Raw genomic sequence first — 16,752 nt, 5'->3', positions numbered from 1 at the left:
ACCCGGCCCTTTTTGGCGTCAGGCTTTCCTGGGCTCGTAGACACAATAGGGCTCTTCGGCCATAAAATTTCCGGTAGCCGCAAAGGCGCGGGCCCGGCAGCCGCCGCAGACCTTTTTGTATTCGCAGATGCCGCATTTGCCTTCCAGGGCATCGTAGTCACGCAAACGGGTAAAGACCGGGGAGTTTTCCCAGATATCCTGGAAACCGGTTTCGATGATATTGCCGGCCTTTGCCTCAAGGTAGCCGCAGGGCTGCACGTCGCCGATATGGGAAACGAAACAAAAACCGATGCCTCCCAGACAGCCGCGGGTGACCGCGTCCAGACCGTGGGTCTGGAAGGTTACCTTCTTCCCTTCGGCTTTGCTGCGCTGTCTCAGAATGCGCAGATAATGCGGAGCGCAGGTAGCTTTGAGCTGCAGCGGAACCTTGTCCCTCTGGTCATAGAACCAGTTCAGGGTCTTTTCATACTCCGAAGCCGGAATTTCCTGTTCTTCGAGTTCCTTGCCGCGACCGGTGGGAACGAGCAGGAAAATATGATGCGCCACGGCTCCCAGTTTAACCGTGAGGTCAAGGATCGCGGGAATCTCGGCGAGGTTCAGCTTGGTGATCGTGGTGTTGACCTGAAATTCGAGGCCGGCTTCACGAGCAAAATCGAGCGCTTTCAAGGCGTTGGCGAAGGAACCGTCGACCTTGCGAAAATTATCATGGGTGGTGGCGTTGGCCCCGTCCAGGCTGACGCTGATTCTCTGAATGCCGCTGGCAAGCATTTTTCTGATGCTTTCCCGGTTGACGAGGGTTCCGTTGGTCGCCATGACCATGCGCAGGCCGCGCTTGGTGCCGTAAGCCGCCAATTCGTAAATATCCTCGCGCAGCAGGGGTTCGCCCCCGGTCAGAATGATGACCGGTTTGCTGAAGGCGGCGACGGAGTCAAGAAAAGCCAAGGCTTGAGTCGTGTCAAGCTCATTGGGATAAGGCCCCTTTTCGGCGGCCGCGCGACAATGGATACAGGAGAGATTGCAGCTTCTCGTGGTTTCCCAGGCGATCAGGCGTAATTCGGGAGCGGCATGACCAGGGCCGGAGGGGGGAGAGGACTTTTCCTGATTCGGGTACATTGTTTATAACCTTCTTGTTTTTTTGGGTTTTTCCCGTCTTATGGTTCATTTTCGGGCGCCGTCGGAAACGCTTCCGGAGCTGATCGCCATGAAGATGTCAACATAAACCAGAAGCTGCTTTGATAGCAAGAAAAATGTGGTTCTTTTGTCGTTGTTAGGGTAAAAGGCGGCCTTTGCGGACCATCTTCCAAATCAAAGGCTGTTCTCGGGTTATATACGCAGTGGAGAAAGGGAAACTTTTTTATCCGGGCTGGAAAGCGATGATTCTGGCCGCTGGTTTTGGTACCCGGTTGCGGCCTTTGACCGACCGACTGCCAAAACCTCTGGTGCCGGTCGCCGGTTTGCCGATGCTGGCCTTTAATTTGCGCCGGATGCGGGCGCTGCAGCCGGCGACCTTGGTGGTTAATGGTCATTACCGCGCCCGGGAATTGGAAGCTTTTTTGCTGACTTCAGCCTATGGACTACGGCGGGTGATTTTTCTCCATGAATCACGCCTTCTCGATACCGGTGGCGCCCTGCTCAATGCCGCCCCGTATCTTAAAGGGCCGTTTTTCGTGACGATGAATGCCGATGTTCTCAGTGATATCGAGCTTGTCGGGGCGCTGGCTCAACATTTGCGCCGGCGGGCCCTGGTAACCATGTTGCTGCATGACTGCCCGCGCTACAATCAGGTCGAGATTGATACCCAGTCGCGCCTTCTGGGGTTTGGTTGCTCTGCAAATTCCGGCGCCGAAACCGTCCTGGCTTATACTGGAATTCAGATCTGCTCTCCGCTGCTTCTCGATCTGCTGGTTCGGGAAAAGGCTGGCTCGGCGTTTTCTCTGATCTCTTTTTACCGACGTCTGCTCGCCTCCGGCCGCCGCGACCTGATGGGTTATCGCGTTGACTGCGGAACCCGTTATTACTGGCGGGATCTGGGGACCCCGGAGGATCTGTCCGCGGTGGAACGGGATCTGAGCTTGAATGCCGGTCTGAAACGTCGTTTAGGGGGGGGCTGAAATTGTTGTACTTCTTCTATAATATGTTTTTGGCGGCCCTTCTGCCCCTGCTTTTCCCTGTTTTTTTGTGGTATTTGCTGCGGCGCCAGGGCAACCTGGATGGATTGGGCGAGCGCCTGGGTTGGGGCTGGAGGGGAAAAAGCGGCCGGCGGCTGCGGGCAGATTGTCGTCTGATCTGGTTGCATGGCGCCTCGATCGGCGAGGTGCAGATGCTTGAACCTCTGATTCGCGCCTGGCGGCAGCGGCATCCCCAGGATAATCTTTTGCTGACGACCATGACCCTGACTGGCCGGCGGACGGCGCAAAGGCTTTTTCCGGAGCTGGAGGTTCTTTTGATGCCGCTTGATCTGCCTTTTCTCTGGTCCCGTTTCTGGCGTTGCTTTCAACCGTCGTGTCTGATCTTTGCCGAAACTGAGCTCTGGCCTAATCTTTTACACCGGGTTCGGCGAAGCGGGGTCCGGCTTGCCCTGGTCAATGCGCGCCTGTCGAAAAAAAGTTACAGGAATTACCGGCGCTTTGGTTTCTTTACGCGGGTCATGTTTCAGACTCCGTCTTTGTTTGTGGTTCAGGACCGGATTTCCGGACAACGTTTTTTAGAACTGGGAGCGGCGGCGGCCCAGGTGGTTCTGAGCGGTAATCTCAAATTTGACATCAGCCCTGACTCAGGCTTCAATGCCGAACTTAACCTCAAGCGGATCTTTGGTCGGGAGGTCGCTTTGGTGGTGGCCGGTTCAACTCACCCCGGCGAGGAAGACCTGATTCTTGATGCTTGGGAAGCCTGTTGCGTGCGGAAGGGAGAGGAAAACCAAGTTCCGTCTTCATGTCTGGTTCTGGTTCCCCGTCACCCGCAGCGTTTTGCCGCGGTGGCGGAACTGCTTCAGATCCGAAAACTCAATTTTCTGCGGTTTTCGGAATTTCGTGACAGTCAGGCCGAAGTGCTGCTGCCCCGGGTACCGTCGGTTCTTCTGCTTGACACCCTGGGCGATCTTAAAACATTTTACAGTCTTGCCCGCTTTGCGGTGCTTGGTGGTACTCTGGTTCGCGGGGTCGGCGGGCATAATCCCTTGGAAGCCGCGGTTTACGCGAAGGCCGTCGTGCATGGCATGGAGGTCGCGAATTTCAGGGATGGCTTCAGTTTTCTGGATGAACAGGGTGGTGGCCTGCCGGTGCACAATGGCGCTGATCTCATGGCCCTGTTTGGCCGCCTGCTGTCGGTGCCGGATCTGGCTGAACGGGAAGGGAAACGGGCTGCCGCCACCTTGGAACGCCACCGAGGGGCGCTGCGGCGGACGCTGGACTGTCTTGACGCACTTTGCGGGAATCCGGCGGCACAGAATCAAGATAAGGTTTGACTTTTGCTTTTCTCATTAGCTACAATCAAGAAACTTGATTAAGGTTTCCAGTTTTTTCGTCGTGCGGCGGTTTGAGGCTTTGCGGCGTAGTTCTTTCTTATGTACGCCTCATTTTTGTCAGGTCGGGTGCGTCTCGAATCGGGGATCGTTGCGGCCTCATTCTGTTTTTCGGTTACCTTGAGGATTACGGATTTGTCACGGTGGTTGGTTTGAAATCACGGTTACTCAATATTTTACAGTCCTCAAAAGATTATTCTGATTGAGGACTGGGTTCGTCAAGAAGAAAGGATTCTTGCCTTGAAACAAGCAGATAAGGGATTGACCTATAAGGATGCCGGGGTTGATATTGAAGCCGGCAATTGTCTGGTAAAGAATATCGCACCTCTGGTCAAGGAGACTTTTCGTCCCGAGGTTTTAGCCGATATCGGTGGCTTCGGAGCCTTGTTTTCCCTGCATGCCGATAAGTACCGGGATCCGGTTTTGGTTTCTTCCACGGACGGGGTTGGGACGAAGCTGAAACTGGCTTTTCTTGCCGATAAGCATGATACTATCGGCATTGATCTGGTGGCGATGGTCGTCAATGACATCGTCGTGCAAGGCGCGGAGCCTTTGTTTTTTCTCGATTACCTGGCGACCGGCCGGCTTCAGGTTGAGCGGGCAACGGCCATTATTGCCGGTATCGCCCGTGGTTGCAAAGAAGCCGGTTGTTCTCTGATCGGGGGCGAAAGTGCTGAAATGCCGGGATTCTACCAGGGGGATGATTATGACCTGGCCGGTTTTGGTGTCGGCATTGTTGATAAGTCGAATTTGATCGATGGTTCCGAGATCAAGGTCGGCGACCGGATTATCGGCCTGGCGTCGTCCGGCTTACACAGTAATGGTTATTCTCTGGCCCGGCGGGTGCTGCTTGAGGAAGGTGGATTTGGTCTTGATCTTAAGCTGCCGGAACTGGAGCTGAGCCTGGGTGAGGAACTGTTGCGTCCGACCCGGATCTATGTCCGGACGATTCTTAATTTGCAACGGGATTTTCGTCTTCGAGGGGTGGCTCACATTACCGGAGGTGGTCTGCAGGAGAATATCGTGCGGGTCGTGCCGGATCGTTGTCAGGTGCGCATTGAAGTGGATTCGTGGCCGAGCTTGCCGATCTTTGAGCTGATTGCTCGTCTCGGCCGGGTGACGGAAAGAGAGATGTTGACCACTTTTAACTGCGGTATCGGCATGGTTTTGATCGTTGCCGCAGAAGAGGTCGAAGCTATTCTCGAGCGCCTCAACGGTCTTGGAGAGAAAGCCTTTTTGATTGGGGAAATCGGCAAGCGCGAACCTGAAGCCGAGCCTATTGTTTTTTTCAAGCCTCCTAAATGATTTTTGTTGAAGGGCCTGAGACTGTTGCCCTGCGCCCGGGCGCAGGGCTGTGCTCAAAGCGGGGCTGGTCGTTGAAATCTTAGTTTTCGGCGTGCCGGCTTTTTGCAATCAGATGATTTATATTCCGGAGAAAATGTAAGACGATGGTAAGGATCGGTGTGTTGATTTCCGGCAGCGGCAGCAACCTGCAGTCAATTATTGATGCGGTGGAAGCAGGTAACATTGCTGGTGAAATCGTTCTGGTGGTCAGTAATGTGGAAGATGCTTATGGTCTGAGTCGGGCCGCCAATCACGGAATCAATACCAGGGTGGTTCGGCATGATGCTTTCGCCGAGCGCAGTCATTTTGATCTGGAATTGGTACGGATCCTGCTTGAGCACCGCGTCGAACTCGTGGTGCTCGCGGGTTTCATGCGGGTTCTGGGGAAAGCTTTTCTCAAAGCTTTTGCCCAGCGGGTAATCAATATCCATCCGGCCCTGCTGCCCGCTTTCCCGGGCACCCATGGGCAGGCCCAGGCTTTGGCTTATGGGGTAAAACTGGCGGGCTGTACAGTTCACTTCGTTGACGAAGAGGTGGATCACGGGCCGATTATCATGCAGGCGGTGGTGCCGGTGCTGTCTGCCGATAGCGAACAAACCCTGGCCGCCAGAATTCTGCGCTGTGAACATAGAATCTTTCCCCGGGCCCTGGCCTTGTACTGTGCCGGTCGGCTGGAGGTCAGGGAACGTCGGGTTTTTATCCGCGGGCATGATGATGTCGCGCAAGAGGATATTTTTTTGATTTCCGGCCCCGTTGAGTGAGTCTGGCGTCAGGTTTCCCGAGTGAAGCGAAGCTGCACTTGCGCAAAAAACGGCTCTTTCCGTAATAGGCTCTTTCCGTAATAAATATAAAGCCTTCTGGCAAAATCCCTCCCAGGCGACTCCTTTAAACGGCCGCCCCTGAATTTAAGGATCAACAGCGCATGGATAACAGTCAAACCTCGGCCATGATCAGAGATCTTCAGCGCCGCGAGATTTACCGTCCTGTCCCTGATAAGGTTGAATTGGTGCAGACCCATGCCTCATGGGTTTTTCTGGCGGGAGAGTATGTTTACAAGGTCAAAAAACCGGTCGATTTCGGTTTCCTCGATTTTTCCACTCTGGCCAAGCGCCGGCGCTACTGTCATGAAGAACTGCGGCTTAATCGCAGGCTGGCTCGCGACTACTATCTGCGGGTTGAAACCGTGACGCAACGCGAGGGTCTGTATTCCTTCGGTGGCGAGGGCCGGGTTGTTGATTATGCTGTGGTCATGCGCCGTCTACCAGAACAATTTTTGATGCGCCGACTTTTGGCGGCCGATGAGCTTTGTCCCGAACGGTTGGCGGAATTGGTGCAGTTGCTGGCTGGCTTTTATGGCCAGGCCAGAATTTTTACGGACGGGCGTTTTGGCGGACGGGAAAAGGTTCGGTTCGATGTTGAAGAAAATTTCACCCAGACCGAAAAATTTATTGATGCTACCATAACGGCCCAGGATTTCAAAAAAATCACGGAATTTAGCCGTGATTTTCTGGATCGCGCCGGTAAACTCTTTGTGCGCCGGGTGCGCGAGGGAGCTGTGCGTGAGGGCCACGGTGACCTTCATATGGAGCATGTCTGCCTGGTACCCGGGGCGCCGCTGGTTTATGACTGTATTGAATTTAACCAGCGTTTTCGTCGTCTGGATGTGGTTAATGACCTGGCTTTTCTGGCCATGGATCTGGAAGAAAATAACCGTTTTGATCTGGCCGCGGATTTTATCGAGCAATGTCGGCAACGCCTGGGTTCTCTTTTTGAGCCGGAACTGCTGCTTTTTTACAAATGTTACCGGGCTTATGTGCGGGGTAAGGTGCTGAGTTTTCTCAGCGCCGATCCCAATCTGGACAGGTCTGCCCAGGAGCGGAGCTGTCAGCGGGCGGCGCGTTATTTTCGCTTGGCTGCAATTTATGCCACACCGGCCCCGGCCGGAATTACCTTGTTGGCCGGAGTCAGCGGTAGTGGTAAGAGTTATCTGGCCCGGGCTTTGAGTGGCTTGTGGGGAATCCGCTGCCTACGTTCCGATCTCGTGCGTAAAGAGCTGCATGGCGTGCTTGGGAAGTCGGCGGCGGCGCCGTTCGGCTGTGGCATTTACAGTCCCAAGGCGACGCAACTGACTTATCGTAAACTGGTTGAAGAAGCGGCGGCAACGGTTTCCCGCGGGGCGTCGATAATTATTGATGCCGCCAACCTTAAAATCGAAGAACGATTTCTGTTCCGGGAGGTGGCTCGTAGCGCCGGGGTGCCGCTGCGGTTGCTGGTTTGCCGCGCCCCATGGCCATTGCTTGAAAGAAACCTTCGTCACCGGGCCAAGACCGGCATCGATGTCTCTGACGCCGGTCTTGAGATTGCCCGGCAACAGCGCTTCGAGCCCCCGCTGCCGGAGGAGCTGGACGCGATGAGTTGGGTTGAAATCGATACCCGCCAGGATCTGCTGGAACAGATTTACTTGGTTTCCAGAGCGCGTTGATTTATCGTTCTCAAAACGGGGCCGAAGGTTTTCGAAAAGCTTCGTGGGGGGGTGCCCAGTCGCCCCTCAGGGCCTGTTTTTTCATGACGGAACTTAAGGATGGGATTACCAAAGGCACCGCCTCGTTGATTTGAGTGATGCCGTAGAAAGTCATCTGATTTCTGGCGGCTGCCGGCAGATCTTCGAGATCCTTGAGGTTTCCCCAAGGCAGGATGATTTTCTTCAGACCGGCCCGGCGGGCGGCAAGCACCTTTTCCTTGACGCCGCCGACCGGCAGGACGCGGCCGGAAAGGGAGATTTCGCCCGTGACCGCCAGGCGGTGCTCGGCGTTGCGGCCGCTGGCCAGAGAAAGCAGGGTCAGGAAAATCGCGAGTCCGGCCGAAGGTCCATCTTTCGGAATCGAGCCCGAAGGAATATGAATATGAACCAGGTGCCGATCAAAAAAGTCCGCTTCGAGTCCATACTCCGGACTTAGGCTGCGGAGGTAACTTAAGGCGGTCAGGGCTGATTCTTTCATGACTTCGCCCAGTGAACCCGTCAAGGTCAGGTTGCCTTCTTTTTTGCTTTCCATTAAAGCTGCTTCGATAAACAGGATGTCTCCTCCGGTCGAAGTCCAGGCCAGACCGGTGACGATGCCGACACGGCTGCGGGCTGCGGCCGTGTCTTTGCGGTATCGAGCCGGCCCCAGAAAATCCGCAAGGGAGCGTTCGGTAATCGTTTTGGGTACGGGGTGGCCGGCGACTTTGGCCCGGGCGCATTTGCGCATGATTCGGCCGATCATTTTTTCCAGATTACGGACTCCGGATTCGCGGGTGTAGTGGTCGATGATCGTATCAAGGGCTTCGTCAGTCAAGGCTATTTTATTTTCCTGCAGACCATGATTGATAGCCTGGCGGTCGAGCAGGTAGCGGCAGGCGATGATCTTCTTTTCCTCCTCGCTGTAGCCGGGCAGGGTGATGATCTCCATTCGATCAAGCAGCGGAGCGGGGATCTGGTCGCTCTGATTAGCGGTGGCGATAAACATGGTCTGGCTCAGATCAAAGGGCAGGTTGATATAGTGGTCGACAAAATTGTTGTTTTGCTCCGGATCCATGACCTCGAGCAGGGCCGAGGCCGGGTCCCCCCGGAAATCGCGGCCGAGTTTGTCGATTTCGTCCAGCATGAAGACCGGGCGGCGGCTCTGGGCGCGTTTAATCTCCTGAATGATTTTCCCGGGCATGGCCCCTAGATAGGTGCGGCGATGTCCTCTGATCTCGGCTTCATCATGAACCCCGCCCAGGGAGACGCGGATGAACTTGCGGCCCATGGCGCGGGCGATTGATTTGCCAAGCGAGGTTTTTCCCACTCCGGGAGGACCCAGCAGGCAGATGATCGGCCCTTTCATGGCGCGGTTGAGCTGGCGTACAGCCAGATGTTCAAGAATTCTCTCCTTGACCTTTTCCAGGCCGAAATGGTCTTCGTCGAGAATCTTTTCGGCCTGATTGAGATCAAGATTATCCTGGTCCTCGTCGAGCCAGGGGAGTTCGGCCAGATATTCAAGGTAGGCAAGGATTCCCTGGAAATCGGGAGAACTCGGATTCATGCGTTCAAGGCGCTGCAGTTCTTTGTTGAGATTTCGCTGTGTCTGCGGATCGAGGTTCAAAGACTCGATCTTGTTCTTGAGTTCGGCGAGTTCTTCGTTGTCGTTATCCGGGCGGGTTATGCCGGAGGCTATTTTGGGCCAGGGGCGCGGGGCGAGATTTTCGGGGGAGCGGGAACTCTGTTCCAGCTTTGCCCGTCTGTCGTAAAGCAGTTGGTGTACCAGTTTAAGGCGATCGCCGGGGTTGATCAGGGCAAGGGCTTGTTGTTGAAGAGGAAAATCGGGTTGCAGATAGATGACGATGAGATCGGCCAGGTGTCCGGGATGGTTGATGCGGTCCATCAGGTTCAAGGCCGCTTCCGGCAAAGGTTGGCCCGCCGCACAGCAGGAGCGCAGCAAGGCGGCGCAGCTTTCCATGAGCATCCGGGCCAGACTGTCGTTGCTTTGCAGGTTTTCATGGGTCCCGGCGATTAGGGCTAAAAGAGGGGGTTGGTTCTCGAGCAGGCGCAGAAAAGAGATTCGGCAGACTCCTTCGAGAACCGTTTCCAGACCACCCCCGCCGGTTTTGGTGGCCCGGGTTACTCGGCAGGCGGTGCCTGTCGGATAAATTTGGTCATAAGTGAGGGGGCCACTTTCGGGGCGGATTAAATTGGCGACCCCCAAAAGCAGATTCTGTTCATGGCATTTGAGCAGCAGCTCAATATCTTCCCGGCGCTGGGCCGTAATTGTTACCGACAGCAGGGGAAAGATTACAATGCGGTGTAACAGCAGAAGATTGAGACGGTCTGGCAAAAGTTGTACTGAATGAGCATTCACGGAAACGGCTACCTTCTGGCAAGGGTTGTCTGATGGGAGGAATGTAGGTTTTCGGCCAAGTTTTGTCAAGTTTATAGATTTCGTAAGATTTCTTGCCGGAAGGCAGGGAAACGTATAAGATGAAAGAGGCTCTACAGGTGAATGCCGTTGCATTCTGCTGAGACTTACGAATCACGGCAAGGAGGGTTTATGGACTGCCGGGAATGTAAATTAACGATTGCGGATGAGAGTCTGACCACTTGTCCGGTGTGCGGCGGGCCTTTACAGCCCGGGACGAATGAGGTGGCGGCCTCTCAAACAGAGGAAGAAGGCGGTGCCGGCGCGGATGCCGGAGAAGGCGGGCTTGATTTTTACCAGAAATCAGTTGCGCAGGCAGATGATTTCTGTTTGGCGGATTTTGGACTTGAACCGTCGCCGCCGAACCAGAAGGATGAGGGTGATATTCTGGAGCTGGCCGATTTGTGGGCCGATAAGGATCTGGATACGGAGCTTGAAGGCCTGCTGGCCGATACCTTTTTGTTGTCCGCAGATTTGTCGCCCTCGGAGAAGGCGGAGTCCGGGGTTGAGTTAGAGAACCTGGTCGAGTTTGCCGCGCAGGAGCCAGATCCTGCCGAGCCCGGCAAGGGCTTTCATGCCGCCGAAAAGCGACCAAAAACCTTGCTTGGCGGCGTTGAACCCTTTGCTGATAAGCCTGAGCCGAAAATCATTTCTTCTGCGGCGCGTTTTTCGGGACTCAGGGGCTACGTTTTGTTGCTGCTGTTACTTTTCGTTGGCGTTGCCGGGGGCTGGTTTTTTTTTCGTGGGAAAATGACCGGTTTCAAGGAGGGCGGCTTGAGGGCACGCCCTGAAGCGGAATCCGCGCAGGTGTCAAACTCCAGGCCCGAAGCCAGGGCTCTGACTCTGGCCGTGGCGGCCAGCGGCCCGGAAAATTCCGAGCCTGTGGGTACTAAGGCTTCCGGGCTTTCCGCCGAGCCGGTAGAAAACGCGAAAAGCTTAACCGGGGATGGCGGGGCTGAAGACAAAAGCGTTGGGGTGCCTAGAAATCCAGCCGTGCCCAGGGAGGCGGGCGCAATTGTTGATCAGGTCGAGAGTCCGCAAGTGGAAGCCGAACTTCCCCCGCCGCCGGCTCAGGAGCTTTCCGTCTCCGTGGTTTCCCGGCCCCGGGCGCTCGTTTCCGCCGACTCCACGGGGACGGGAGCGCCGTCTCCGGCTAAAGACGGGTTAAAACCGGCTGAGGAACCGGCCGCCAGCTCAGCTGTAAGTCCGCCGCAGGCCGTGGCGGTGATGGTGCCGGAAAGTCGAAAAGCTGAGGTCGCTTTGTCGGCCGAGTCTGCCTTCGGGGAAAGGGCAAGCGTCGCGGAACAATCAGCGGCAGATTCTTTTGCTGTTCATATTGGTTCCTTTGCGAGCCGTGAAGGGGCCGGTCGCCAGGCGAAAATGTTGGAGAAAAAGGGTTTTACGGTTTTTCTGATGGAGGTTGATCTTGGCGCCAAGGGCCTCTGGTGGCGGGTCATGGTGCCGGGGGGGATGAGCCTGGAGGATGCAAAAGCGGTTCAGTTGCGTTTGAAAGAACGATGCCCGCGTGAGGACAGTTACATTCGTAGGTTGAAATAAATGCGCTGTTTGTTGAGGCGCGGATCAGAGGGTTGAAAGCCGCTCGAAGCGAGGTATCTGATGGTCGTCGGCAGTGGGGCTTTGATATATTTCAATCGGGCTGGTGAACGGCGCTTTTGCCAGGCAGACTTTGATTCTGGGCAGATCCACGCTTCTGGCGGCCAGGCACATGCCGCAGTCGGAGCTGATGACGCGGGGTACTGGTTGCATATCGATGGCCAGTCCGTCCTGTAAAAGCAGTTCTTCGGCCAGCATAACATTGTGGATTGAGTGAAAAATAAGACGCAGATCCATCTTCGAAGCGGGATTCAAGTTTTCTCTCCCGCAATTTCAGCGACCGCGTTGATCACGGCATCCATTTCTTCCAGGCAGTTGAAATAGCCCGGGGCCAGGCGTACCGCGCCTTGTGGCCAGGTGCCGATGCTCTGATGGGCGCGGGGGGCGCAATGCAGGCCGACCCGGGTGAGGATCGAGAATTCTCGGTCCAGACGAAAACCTATTTCCGAGGGGCTCAGCCCTTTGATGGAAAAGGAAAACAAGGGCACCCGTTGTTCTTCCGCGAAAGGTCCGTGCAGACTCAGGTTCGCAATTTGCCGCAGTCCGGATTCCAGTCTGGCGATTAGCTTCTGTTCGTGGCGCTGAATCTGGGCGAGACCGGTTTTTTCAATGAATTCAATGCCGGCTTTCAATCCGGCTAGTCCCATGGTGTTGGGGGTCCCACTTTCATAGCAGTCGGGGCGGAAATCGGGTTGTTCTTCGTTCTCCGAACGACTGCCGGTGCCGCCGAAAATCAGGGGCGTGGCCGGGCAATCCGGCCTGATGTAGAAACCTCCGGTACCCGAAGGGCCATAAAGGCTTTTATGGCCGGTGAAACAGAAAATATCAGGGTCCAGTGCTTGGAGATCGATCGCGCAGGCGCCGGCACTCTGCGCGCCGTCGACTACCGAGATGATTCCATGTTTTCGGAACAGCGGCAGCATCTGCGCGAGTGGAGCCAGGCTTCCGGTAACGTTGGAAGCATGATTGATCACCGCCAGACGGTAGTTTTTCGTGGCGCACCATCGTTCGAGCAGATTCAGATCGTAGTGGCTGCCGGCGTTTCCCGGTAAGATGTCGATGGTAATTTTATGGCTTTTCTGAAGCTGGCGCAGAGGGCGCATGACCGAGTTATGTTCCAGACTGCCGGTCAGAACCCGGTCGCCGGGACGAAGCAGGCCGAACAGGGCCAGATTCAAGGAAGCGGTGGCGTTCTGGGTAAAAATAATGTTTCCCGAATCGTCGAGTCTGAAAAGACGGGCCACCGCCCGACGGGTCTGAAACAGGAGACGACCGGCGGCGGCAGCCAGCTGATGTCCGGAACGGCCTGGGCTGGCGCCGACGTTGTCAAGATAGTCTGAGATCGCGGCTTTCACCCCTTCCGGTTTGGGGTGCGAGGTGGCGGCATTATCAAGATAGATCACAGTTTGACCACCCGCTCGGAACCGGACAGTAAGCCGGCTATTTCAAACATATTCGAGACTTGGCCGACGGCGAGTTTATCCTTGAGGTTGTAAAAATCAAGGCAGGTGCCGCAGACCAGGACTTTACATCCGGCGGCGGCAAGATCCTGGATGGTTTTGAGTTCCGCTGAATCGGCGACCGTCAGATAGACGCCGCGATTGACAAAAATCAGGCTTTCCGGAAGACGGTCGAGCTCGGGCAGGGTTTTCAGGAAAGCTTTCATGAGCAGGCGGCCGAGTTTCTCTTCACCCTGGCCCATGCAGCAGTTGTCAATATAGATTTGGTAGCTGTTTTTCGGTTCGGCCTGCGCGATGGTCGGCAGCTCGCAGCTAAAACCGCGGGCCAGGGTCAGGGCGAAACTGCCATCGGGCAGATTCTCACAGCTTGCGGTAAATCCCTGACTTTCAGCGAAACGACTTACATTCGCCAACGCCGCCGAATTGTCGAGAAGAACCGAAATTATTGCCTCGGCTTCCGGATCGGTCAGGCCCAGGATGGCTTTTCTGGTTTCTATTACCGGAATCGGGCAGCTTTTGCCTTTAAGGTTAAGCTCGATGGTGTTTGGAAAGTTCATTTTTATTTCCAGTCTAAGTCCTAAGATCTGTTTTTTTCAGGTTCTTGATGGAAGAATCGCATGTTTTCTATCGATTTTCACTCTCTTTGGCAAATAGTTTTTATCGATCGACTCTGCCTTGTCGATATTATTGACCGATAACGGGGCTATCTTTTGCCGCAGAATTATTGAATGACGTTGACTTTACAGGAGATTATTGCTATAGGCTCCCTTCATCCCTCGTGGGGCGATTTCTAGGCGAGGTTTTTTGAGGAAGTGTCTCTGTCACTGGTGGGCAGCCTGGACTTCAAATCCAGTGTTTTCGGCTGATAACCGGAAAGGTGGGTTCGATTCCCATACACTTCCGCCATAACTTGCCGTTCGACGTCGCAGGATTTGTGGCTTTGTTTATCCTTCAGCCAAGTTTTTTCCCGGCCGCTGCCGGGTCAGGGAGTGCATATGTTTGGTATCGGAATCCCCGAGCTGGTTATCATTCTGATAATAATCCTGATTATTTTCGGTACCGGGAAACTGCCGGAAATCGGTGGCGCACTGGGAAAGGGCATTCGTAATTTCAGGAAGGCTTCTCACGAAAAACCGGATGAGATCGATGTTACCCCGGAAAAGGACCAGTCAAAGGACGCCGATAAGAATGAGAAGATCTCCGGATCGAATAACTGACGCCGATAGATGGTTGCAACTGATGTCTTAGTAGGTTTTGGCAGTAATCTCGGGGATCGCTGTGGTTTGATAAATCAAGCCTTGAAAAGGCTCGCTGATTTGCCGGAAACCTCTCTCCTGAAGATTTCTTCCCTTTATGAAAGCGCCCCGGTGGGTTGCTTGGCACAGGGGGCTTTTCTTAATGGCGTGGTGATGCTGCGGACTTTTCTGGAACCGCGGCCACTGCTGGAGCGTTTGCTTGAAATTGAGAACCTTCTGGGGCGGGTTCGCAAACAGCGCTGGGGGCCGAGAACCATCGACCTCGATCTTCTTTTCTATGGTCATGCAGAGATTGTTGAAGCTTCTCTGACGGTGCCGCACCCGGAGATCAACCAGCGTCTTTTTGTGCTTGAGCCCCTTTGTGAGGTGGCGCCGGAATGGACAGGCCCGATAGGTAAGGTTGCCGATCAACTGCGAATTTATCGAGAATTAAATCCGGAGGCATCAGCCTGCTGGGTGGTGGCGGCACCAGCGGTGCCGGATGTTAGAAAGGTAACAGATGGAATTTTTTATCGATACAGCCAATCTTGAGGAAATTCGGGAGGCCATGAATTATGGCCTGGTTGATGGGGTGACGACCAACCCTTCCCTGGTTGCGAAGGAAGGGTTTGATTTTTTTACCGGGATCAGCGAAATTGCCGCTTTGGTGCCGGGCCCGGTCAGCGCCGAAGTCATTTCCCTGCGTTCTGAAGAGATGGTTGCCGAGGCCCGGAAACTGAAGGCTCTGGGCGAGAATATTGTTATCAAGGTACCGATGCTGCCGGAAGGTTTGAAGGCCGTCAAAGAGCTTACCGCGCTGGGCATTAAAACGAATGTCACGCTGATCTTCTCGCCCCTGCAGGCTTTACTGGCCGCCAAAGCCGGGGCGACTTACGTCAGTCCCTTTGTCGGACGCCTCGATGATATCGGCACGGATGGCATGGAACTGGTTCGTCAGATCGCGGTGATTTATGATAATTACGGTTATCTGACCAAGATCATTGTGGCCAGTATCAGACATCCCCAGCATGTTCTAGCGGCGGCCGAACTGGGCGCCGATGTCTGTACGATCCCTTTTAAGGTGATCATGCAGTTGGCTCAGCACCCCCTGACTGATATCGGAGTTGAGCGGTTTTTGGCGGATTGGCGTAAACTTGAGCAACAACGGGCCTGATCATGAAACAACAGTTTCGGCCGATATTCGCTTTTGTCCTTCTGCCGGTACTGTTGTTTTGTGGATGCAAGGTGCCGTTGGATGATCGTCAGGCCGTCGTTGAAGTTAAAAATCAAGTGGCGAGTCTGGAAAAGACTCTGGCGGAATCCGTTATGGTGCAGCAAGCGCTGCAAAAACAGGTTGAAGACCTGCAGCGACGTTTCGATGAGGCCAGGGATCAGCTTCTAAAGCAGGATCAAAGAATCAGGGTCCTGGTGGAGGAGGCAACTGAAGGTCGTGAACAGCGAAGCTCTCGGGAAAAACTTGTTGAGCGGGCAGAAAAGGTTGTCGAACCTCGGCTTGAGAGCTCGGCGGCGTTGCCAGGCGGGGCTCATGAGCGGCTCTATGAAGATTCGCTGACCGCATACCGGAATGGTGACTACGAGACTTCGGTTAAGCTTTTCGCTGCCTATCTCAGGGATTTTCCCGATTCTTCCCGTGCCGCTAATGCCAGGTATTGGTTGGGAGAAAGTTATTATTCGCTGGCCCAGTATGCTCAGGCGATCAGTGAATTTAAACGGGTGCAAAGCGATTTTCCGAAGAGTCCCAAGGTTCCGGATGCTCTTCTGAAGATCGCTATGTCATTTCAGGCGATCGGTGGTTTCGACGCGGCCCGGGCGACGTATGCGGCGCTCATACAAAAATATCCCGCCAGCAGCAGTGCCGCAAAGGCGAAAAAAGCTCTTGCCAACTTTGAATAGACCTTGACAAAGCGCCGCTGATTGATTATACGGTGCATTCCTTTTTTTAAGATTTTTCGGCCGGAGTCTATCTCGGTTATGAAAATAAATTAATAGCCACAGGATATATGGAGGAGTAACGGGTAATGTATGCCGTTTTGCGTACCGGAGGGAAACAATACAGGGTTGCTTCCGGGGATTTGATTGAGATCGAAAGAGTTGCCGGCGAAGCTGGCGATACGGTTGAGTTTGCGGAGGTTTTGAGCCTGATTGATGACTCTGAGGTCAAGGTTGGCACTCCTCTGCTTGAAGGAGTTCTAGTCAAAGGCGAGATTGTTTCCCAAAAACGGGGAGATAAGATTCTGGTGTTTAAATCCAAACGTCGCAAAGGCAGCCGTAAGCGTCAGGGACATCGTCAGGAATTGACCCAGTTGCGGATAACCGAGGTCAGCGCTTAACAGGGAGATTGAAATGGCTCATAAGAAAGGCGGCGGCAGTACCAGTAACGGTCGCGATAGCATAGGTAAAAGGCTTGGAGTGAAACGCTACGGCGGCGAAGCGGTGATCGCCGGCAATATTCTCGTGCGGCAGCGGGGAACTAAGATCCATCCCGGGAACAATGTCGGGCGCGGTAAGGATGACACCCTGTTTGCCAAGGCAGATGGCGTGGTTCGTTTTGAGCGGCTTGACAAAACCCGTAAAAAAGTCAGCGTTTATCCAGTGGCCGTCTGATAAGACTCTGTAAGGCAGTT

17 protein-coding genes and 1 tRNA gene are annotated in these 16,752 nt (G+C 54.6%); 13 read left to right on the top strand and 5 right to left on the bottom strand.

What is annotated here, in order from left to right:
* Positions 1–18: 18 nt before the first annotated feature.
* On the bottom strand, positions 19–1,113 hold the full coding sequence (gene ahbD / locus ENN66_08140) for a heme b synthase (GenBank protein HDS16559.1): 1,095 nt from the start codon (positions 1,111–1,113) through the stop codon (positions 19–21).
* Positions 1,114–1,373: 260 nt separating this feature from the next.
* Here ahbD and ENN66_08135 point away from each other — a divergent pair, with 260 nt between their 5' ends.
* The 5 genes from ENN66_08135 to ENN66_08115 all read left to right on the top strand — a co-directional run bounded on the left by ENN66_08135 (position 1,374) and on the right by ENN66_08115 (position 7,346).
* Complete coding sequence (locus ENN66_08135; GenBank protein HDS16558.1) at positions 1,374–2,111, top strand: hypothetical protein; 738 nt, start codon at positions 1,374–1,376, stop codon at positions 2,109–2,111.
* A gap of 5 nt (positions 2,112–2,116) precedes the next feature.
* Positions 2,117–3,463, top strand: a complete 1,347-nt coding sequence (locus tag ENN66_08130; GenBank protein ID HDS16557.1) for a 3-deoxy-D-manno-octulosonic acid transferase — start codon at positions 2,117–2,119, stop codon at positions 3,461–3,463.
* A gap of 297 nt (positions 3,464–3,760) precedes the next feature.
* Positions 3,761–4,825, top strand: a complete 1,065-nt coding sequence (locus tag ENN66_08125) for a phosphoribosylformylglycinamidine cyclo-ligase (protein HDS16556.1) — start codon at positions 3,761–3,763, stop codon at positions 4,823–4,825.
* A 143-nt stretch (positions 4,826–4,968) separates the two neighbouring features.
* Positions 4,969–5,625 (top strand): phosphoribosylglycinamide formyltransferase, encoded by a 657-nt coding sequence (locus ENN66_08120; GenBank protein HDS16555.1) that lies wholly within the window; start codon positions 4,969–4,971, stop codon positions 5,623–5,625.
* Between the two features lie 161 nt (positions 5,626–5,786).
* Complete coding sequence (locus ENN66_08115; GenBank protein HDS16554.1) at positions 5,787–7,346, top strand: aminoglycoside phosphotransferase; 1,560 nt, start codon at positions 5,787–5,789, stop codon at positions 7,344–7,346.
* Between the two features lie 10 nt (positions 7,347–7,356).
* Here ENN66_08115 and lon read toward each other — a convergent pair whose 3' ends face one another.
* Positions 7,357–9,894 (bottom strand): endopeptidase La, encoded by a 2,538-nt coding sequence (gene lon, locus ENN66_08110; GenBank protein ID HDS16553.1) that lies wholly within the window; start codon positions 9,892–9,894, stop codon positions 7,357–7,359.
* Between lon and ENN66_08105 the strand changes: the two genes are divergently transcribed.
* Positions 9,883–11,355, top strand: a complete 1,473-nt coding sequence (locus ENN66_08105) for a hypothetical protein (protein ID HDS16552.1) — start codon at positions 9,883–9,885, stop codon at positions 11,353–11,355. The two genes, lon and ENN66_08105, sit on opposite strands and share 12 nt — an antisense overlap.
* Positions 11,356–11,379: 24 nt before the next feature.
* Here the strand turns inward: ENN66_08105 and ENN66_08100 are convergent, their stop codons facing one another.
* The 3 genes from ENN66_08100 to yedF are packed head-to-tail and all read right to left on the bottom strand — an operon-like array spanning position 11,380 to position 13,429.
* Complete coding sequence (locus ENN66_08100; GenBank protein ID HDS16551.1) at positions 11,380–11,667, bottom strand: DUF3343 domain-containing protein; 288 nt, start codon at positions 11,665–11,667, stop codon at positions 11,380–11,382.
* Positions 11,664–12,815 (bottom strand): aminotransferase class V-fold PLP-dependent enzyme, encoded by a 1,152-nt coding sequence (locus tag ENN66_08095; GenBank protein ID HDS16550.1) that lies wholly within the window; start codon positions 12,813–12,815, stop codon positions 11,664–11,666. The genes ENN66_08100 and ENN66_08095 overlap by 4 nt, the downstream gene beginning before the upstream one ends.
* Positions 12,812–13,429, bottom strand: a complete 618-nt coding sequence (gene yedF, locus ENN66_08090; protein HDS16549.1) for a sulfurtransferase-like selenium metabolism protein YedF — start codon at positions 13,427–13,429, stop codon at positions 12,812–12,814. The genes ENN66_08095 and yedF overlap by 4 nt, the downstream gene beginning before the upstream one ends.
* A 251-nt stretch (positions 13,430–13,680) precedes the next feature.
* Here yedF and ENN66_08085 point away from each other — a divergent pair.
* The 7 genes from ENN66_08085 to ENN66_08055 all read left to right on the top strand — a co-directional run bounded on the left by ENN66_08085 (position 13,681) and on the right by ENN66_08055 (position 16,732).
* Positions 13,681–13,778 (top strand) — tRNA-Sec (locus tag ENN66_08085).
* Positions 13,779–13,867: 89 nt separating this feature from the next.
* Positions 13,868–14,089 (top strand): twin-arginine translocase TatA/TatE family subunit, encoded by a 222-nt coding sequence (locus tag ENN66_08080; GenBank protein ID HDS16548.1) that lies wholly within the window; start codon positions 13,868–13,870, stop codon positions 14,087–14,089.
* Positions 14,090–14,098: 9 nt separating this feature from the next.
* A complete protein-coding gene (gene folK / locus ENN66_08075) occupies positions 14,099–14,659 on the top strand; it encodes a 2-amino-4-hydroxy-6-hydroxymethyldihydropteridine diphosphokinase (protein HDS16547.1) in 561 nt (186 codons plus the stop codon).
* A complete protein-coding gene (gene fsa, locus ENN66_08070; protein ID HDS16546.1) occupies positions 14,628–15,281 on the top strand; it encodes a fructose-6-phosphate aldolase in 654 nt (217 codons plus the stop codon). The genes folK and fsa overlap by 32 nt, the downstream gene beginning before the upstream one ends.
* Before the next feature lie 2 nt (positions 15,282–15,283).
* The gene (gene ybgF / locus ENN66_08065) at positions 15,284–16,021 is read left to right on the top strand and encodes a tol-pal system protein YbgF (protein HDS16545.1); all 738 of its coding nucleotides are present in this window, start codon (positions 15,284–15,286) and stop codon (positions 16,019–16,021) included.
* Positions 16,022–16,146: 125 nt separating this feature from the next.
* The gene (gene rplU, locus ENN66_08060; GenBank protein ID HDS16544.1) at positions 16,147–16,458 is read left to right on the top strand and encodes a 50S ribosomal protein L21; all 312 of its coding nucleotides are present in this window, start codon (positions 16,147–16,149) and stop codon (positions 16,456–16,458) included.
* 13 nt (positions 16,459–16,471) lie between these two features.
* Complete coding sequence (locus ENN66_08055; GenBank protein HDS16543.1) at positions 16,472–16,732, top strand: 50S ribosomal protein L27; 261 nt, start codon at positions 16,472–16,474, stop codon at positions 16,730–16,732.
* Positions 16,733–16,752: the final 20 nt, after the last annotated feature.

It is taken from the genome of Pseudomonadota bacterium (genome assembly GCA_011049115.1).
GTDB lineage: Bacteria > Desulfobacterota > Anaeroferrophillalia > Anaeroferrophillales > Tharpellaceae > DSCM01.
The sequence above is the reverse complement of the archived record's forward strand: the minus strand, read 5'-3'. Positions and strand labels throughout refer to the sequence as shown.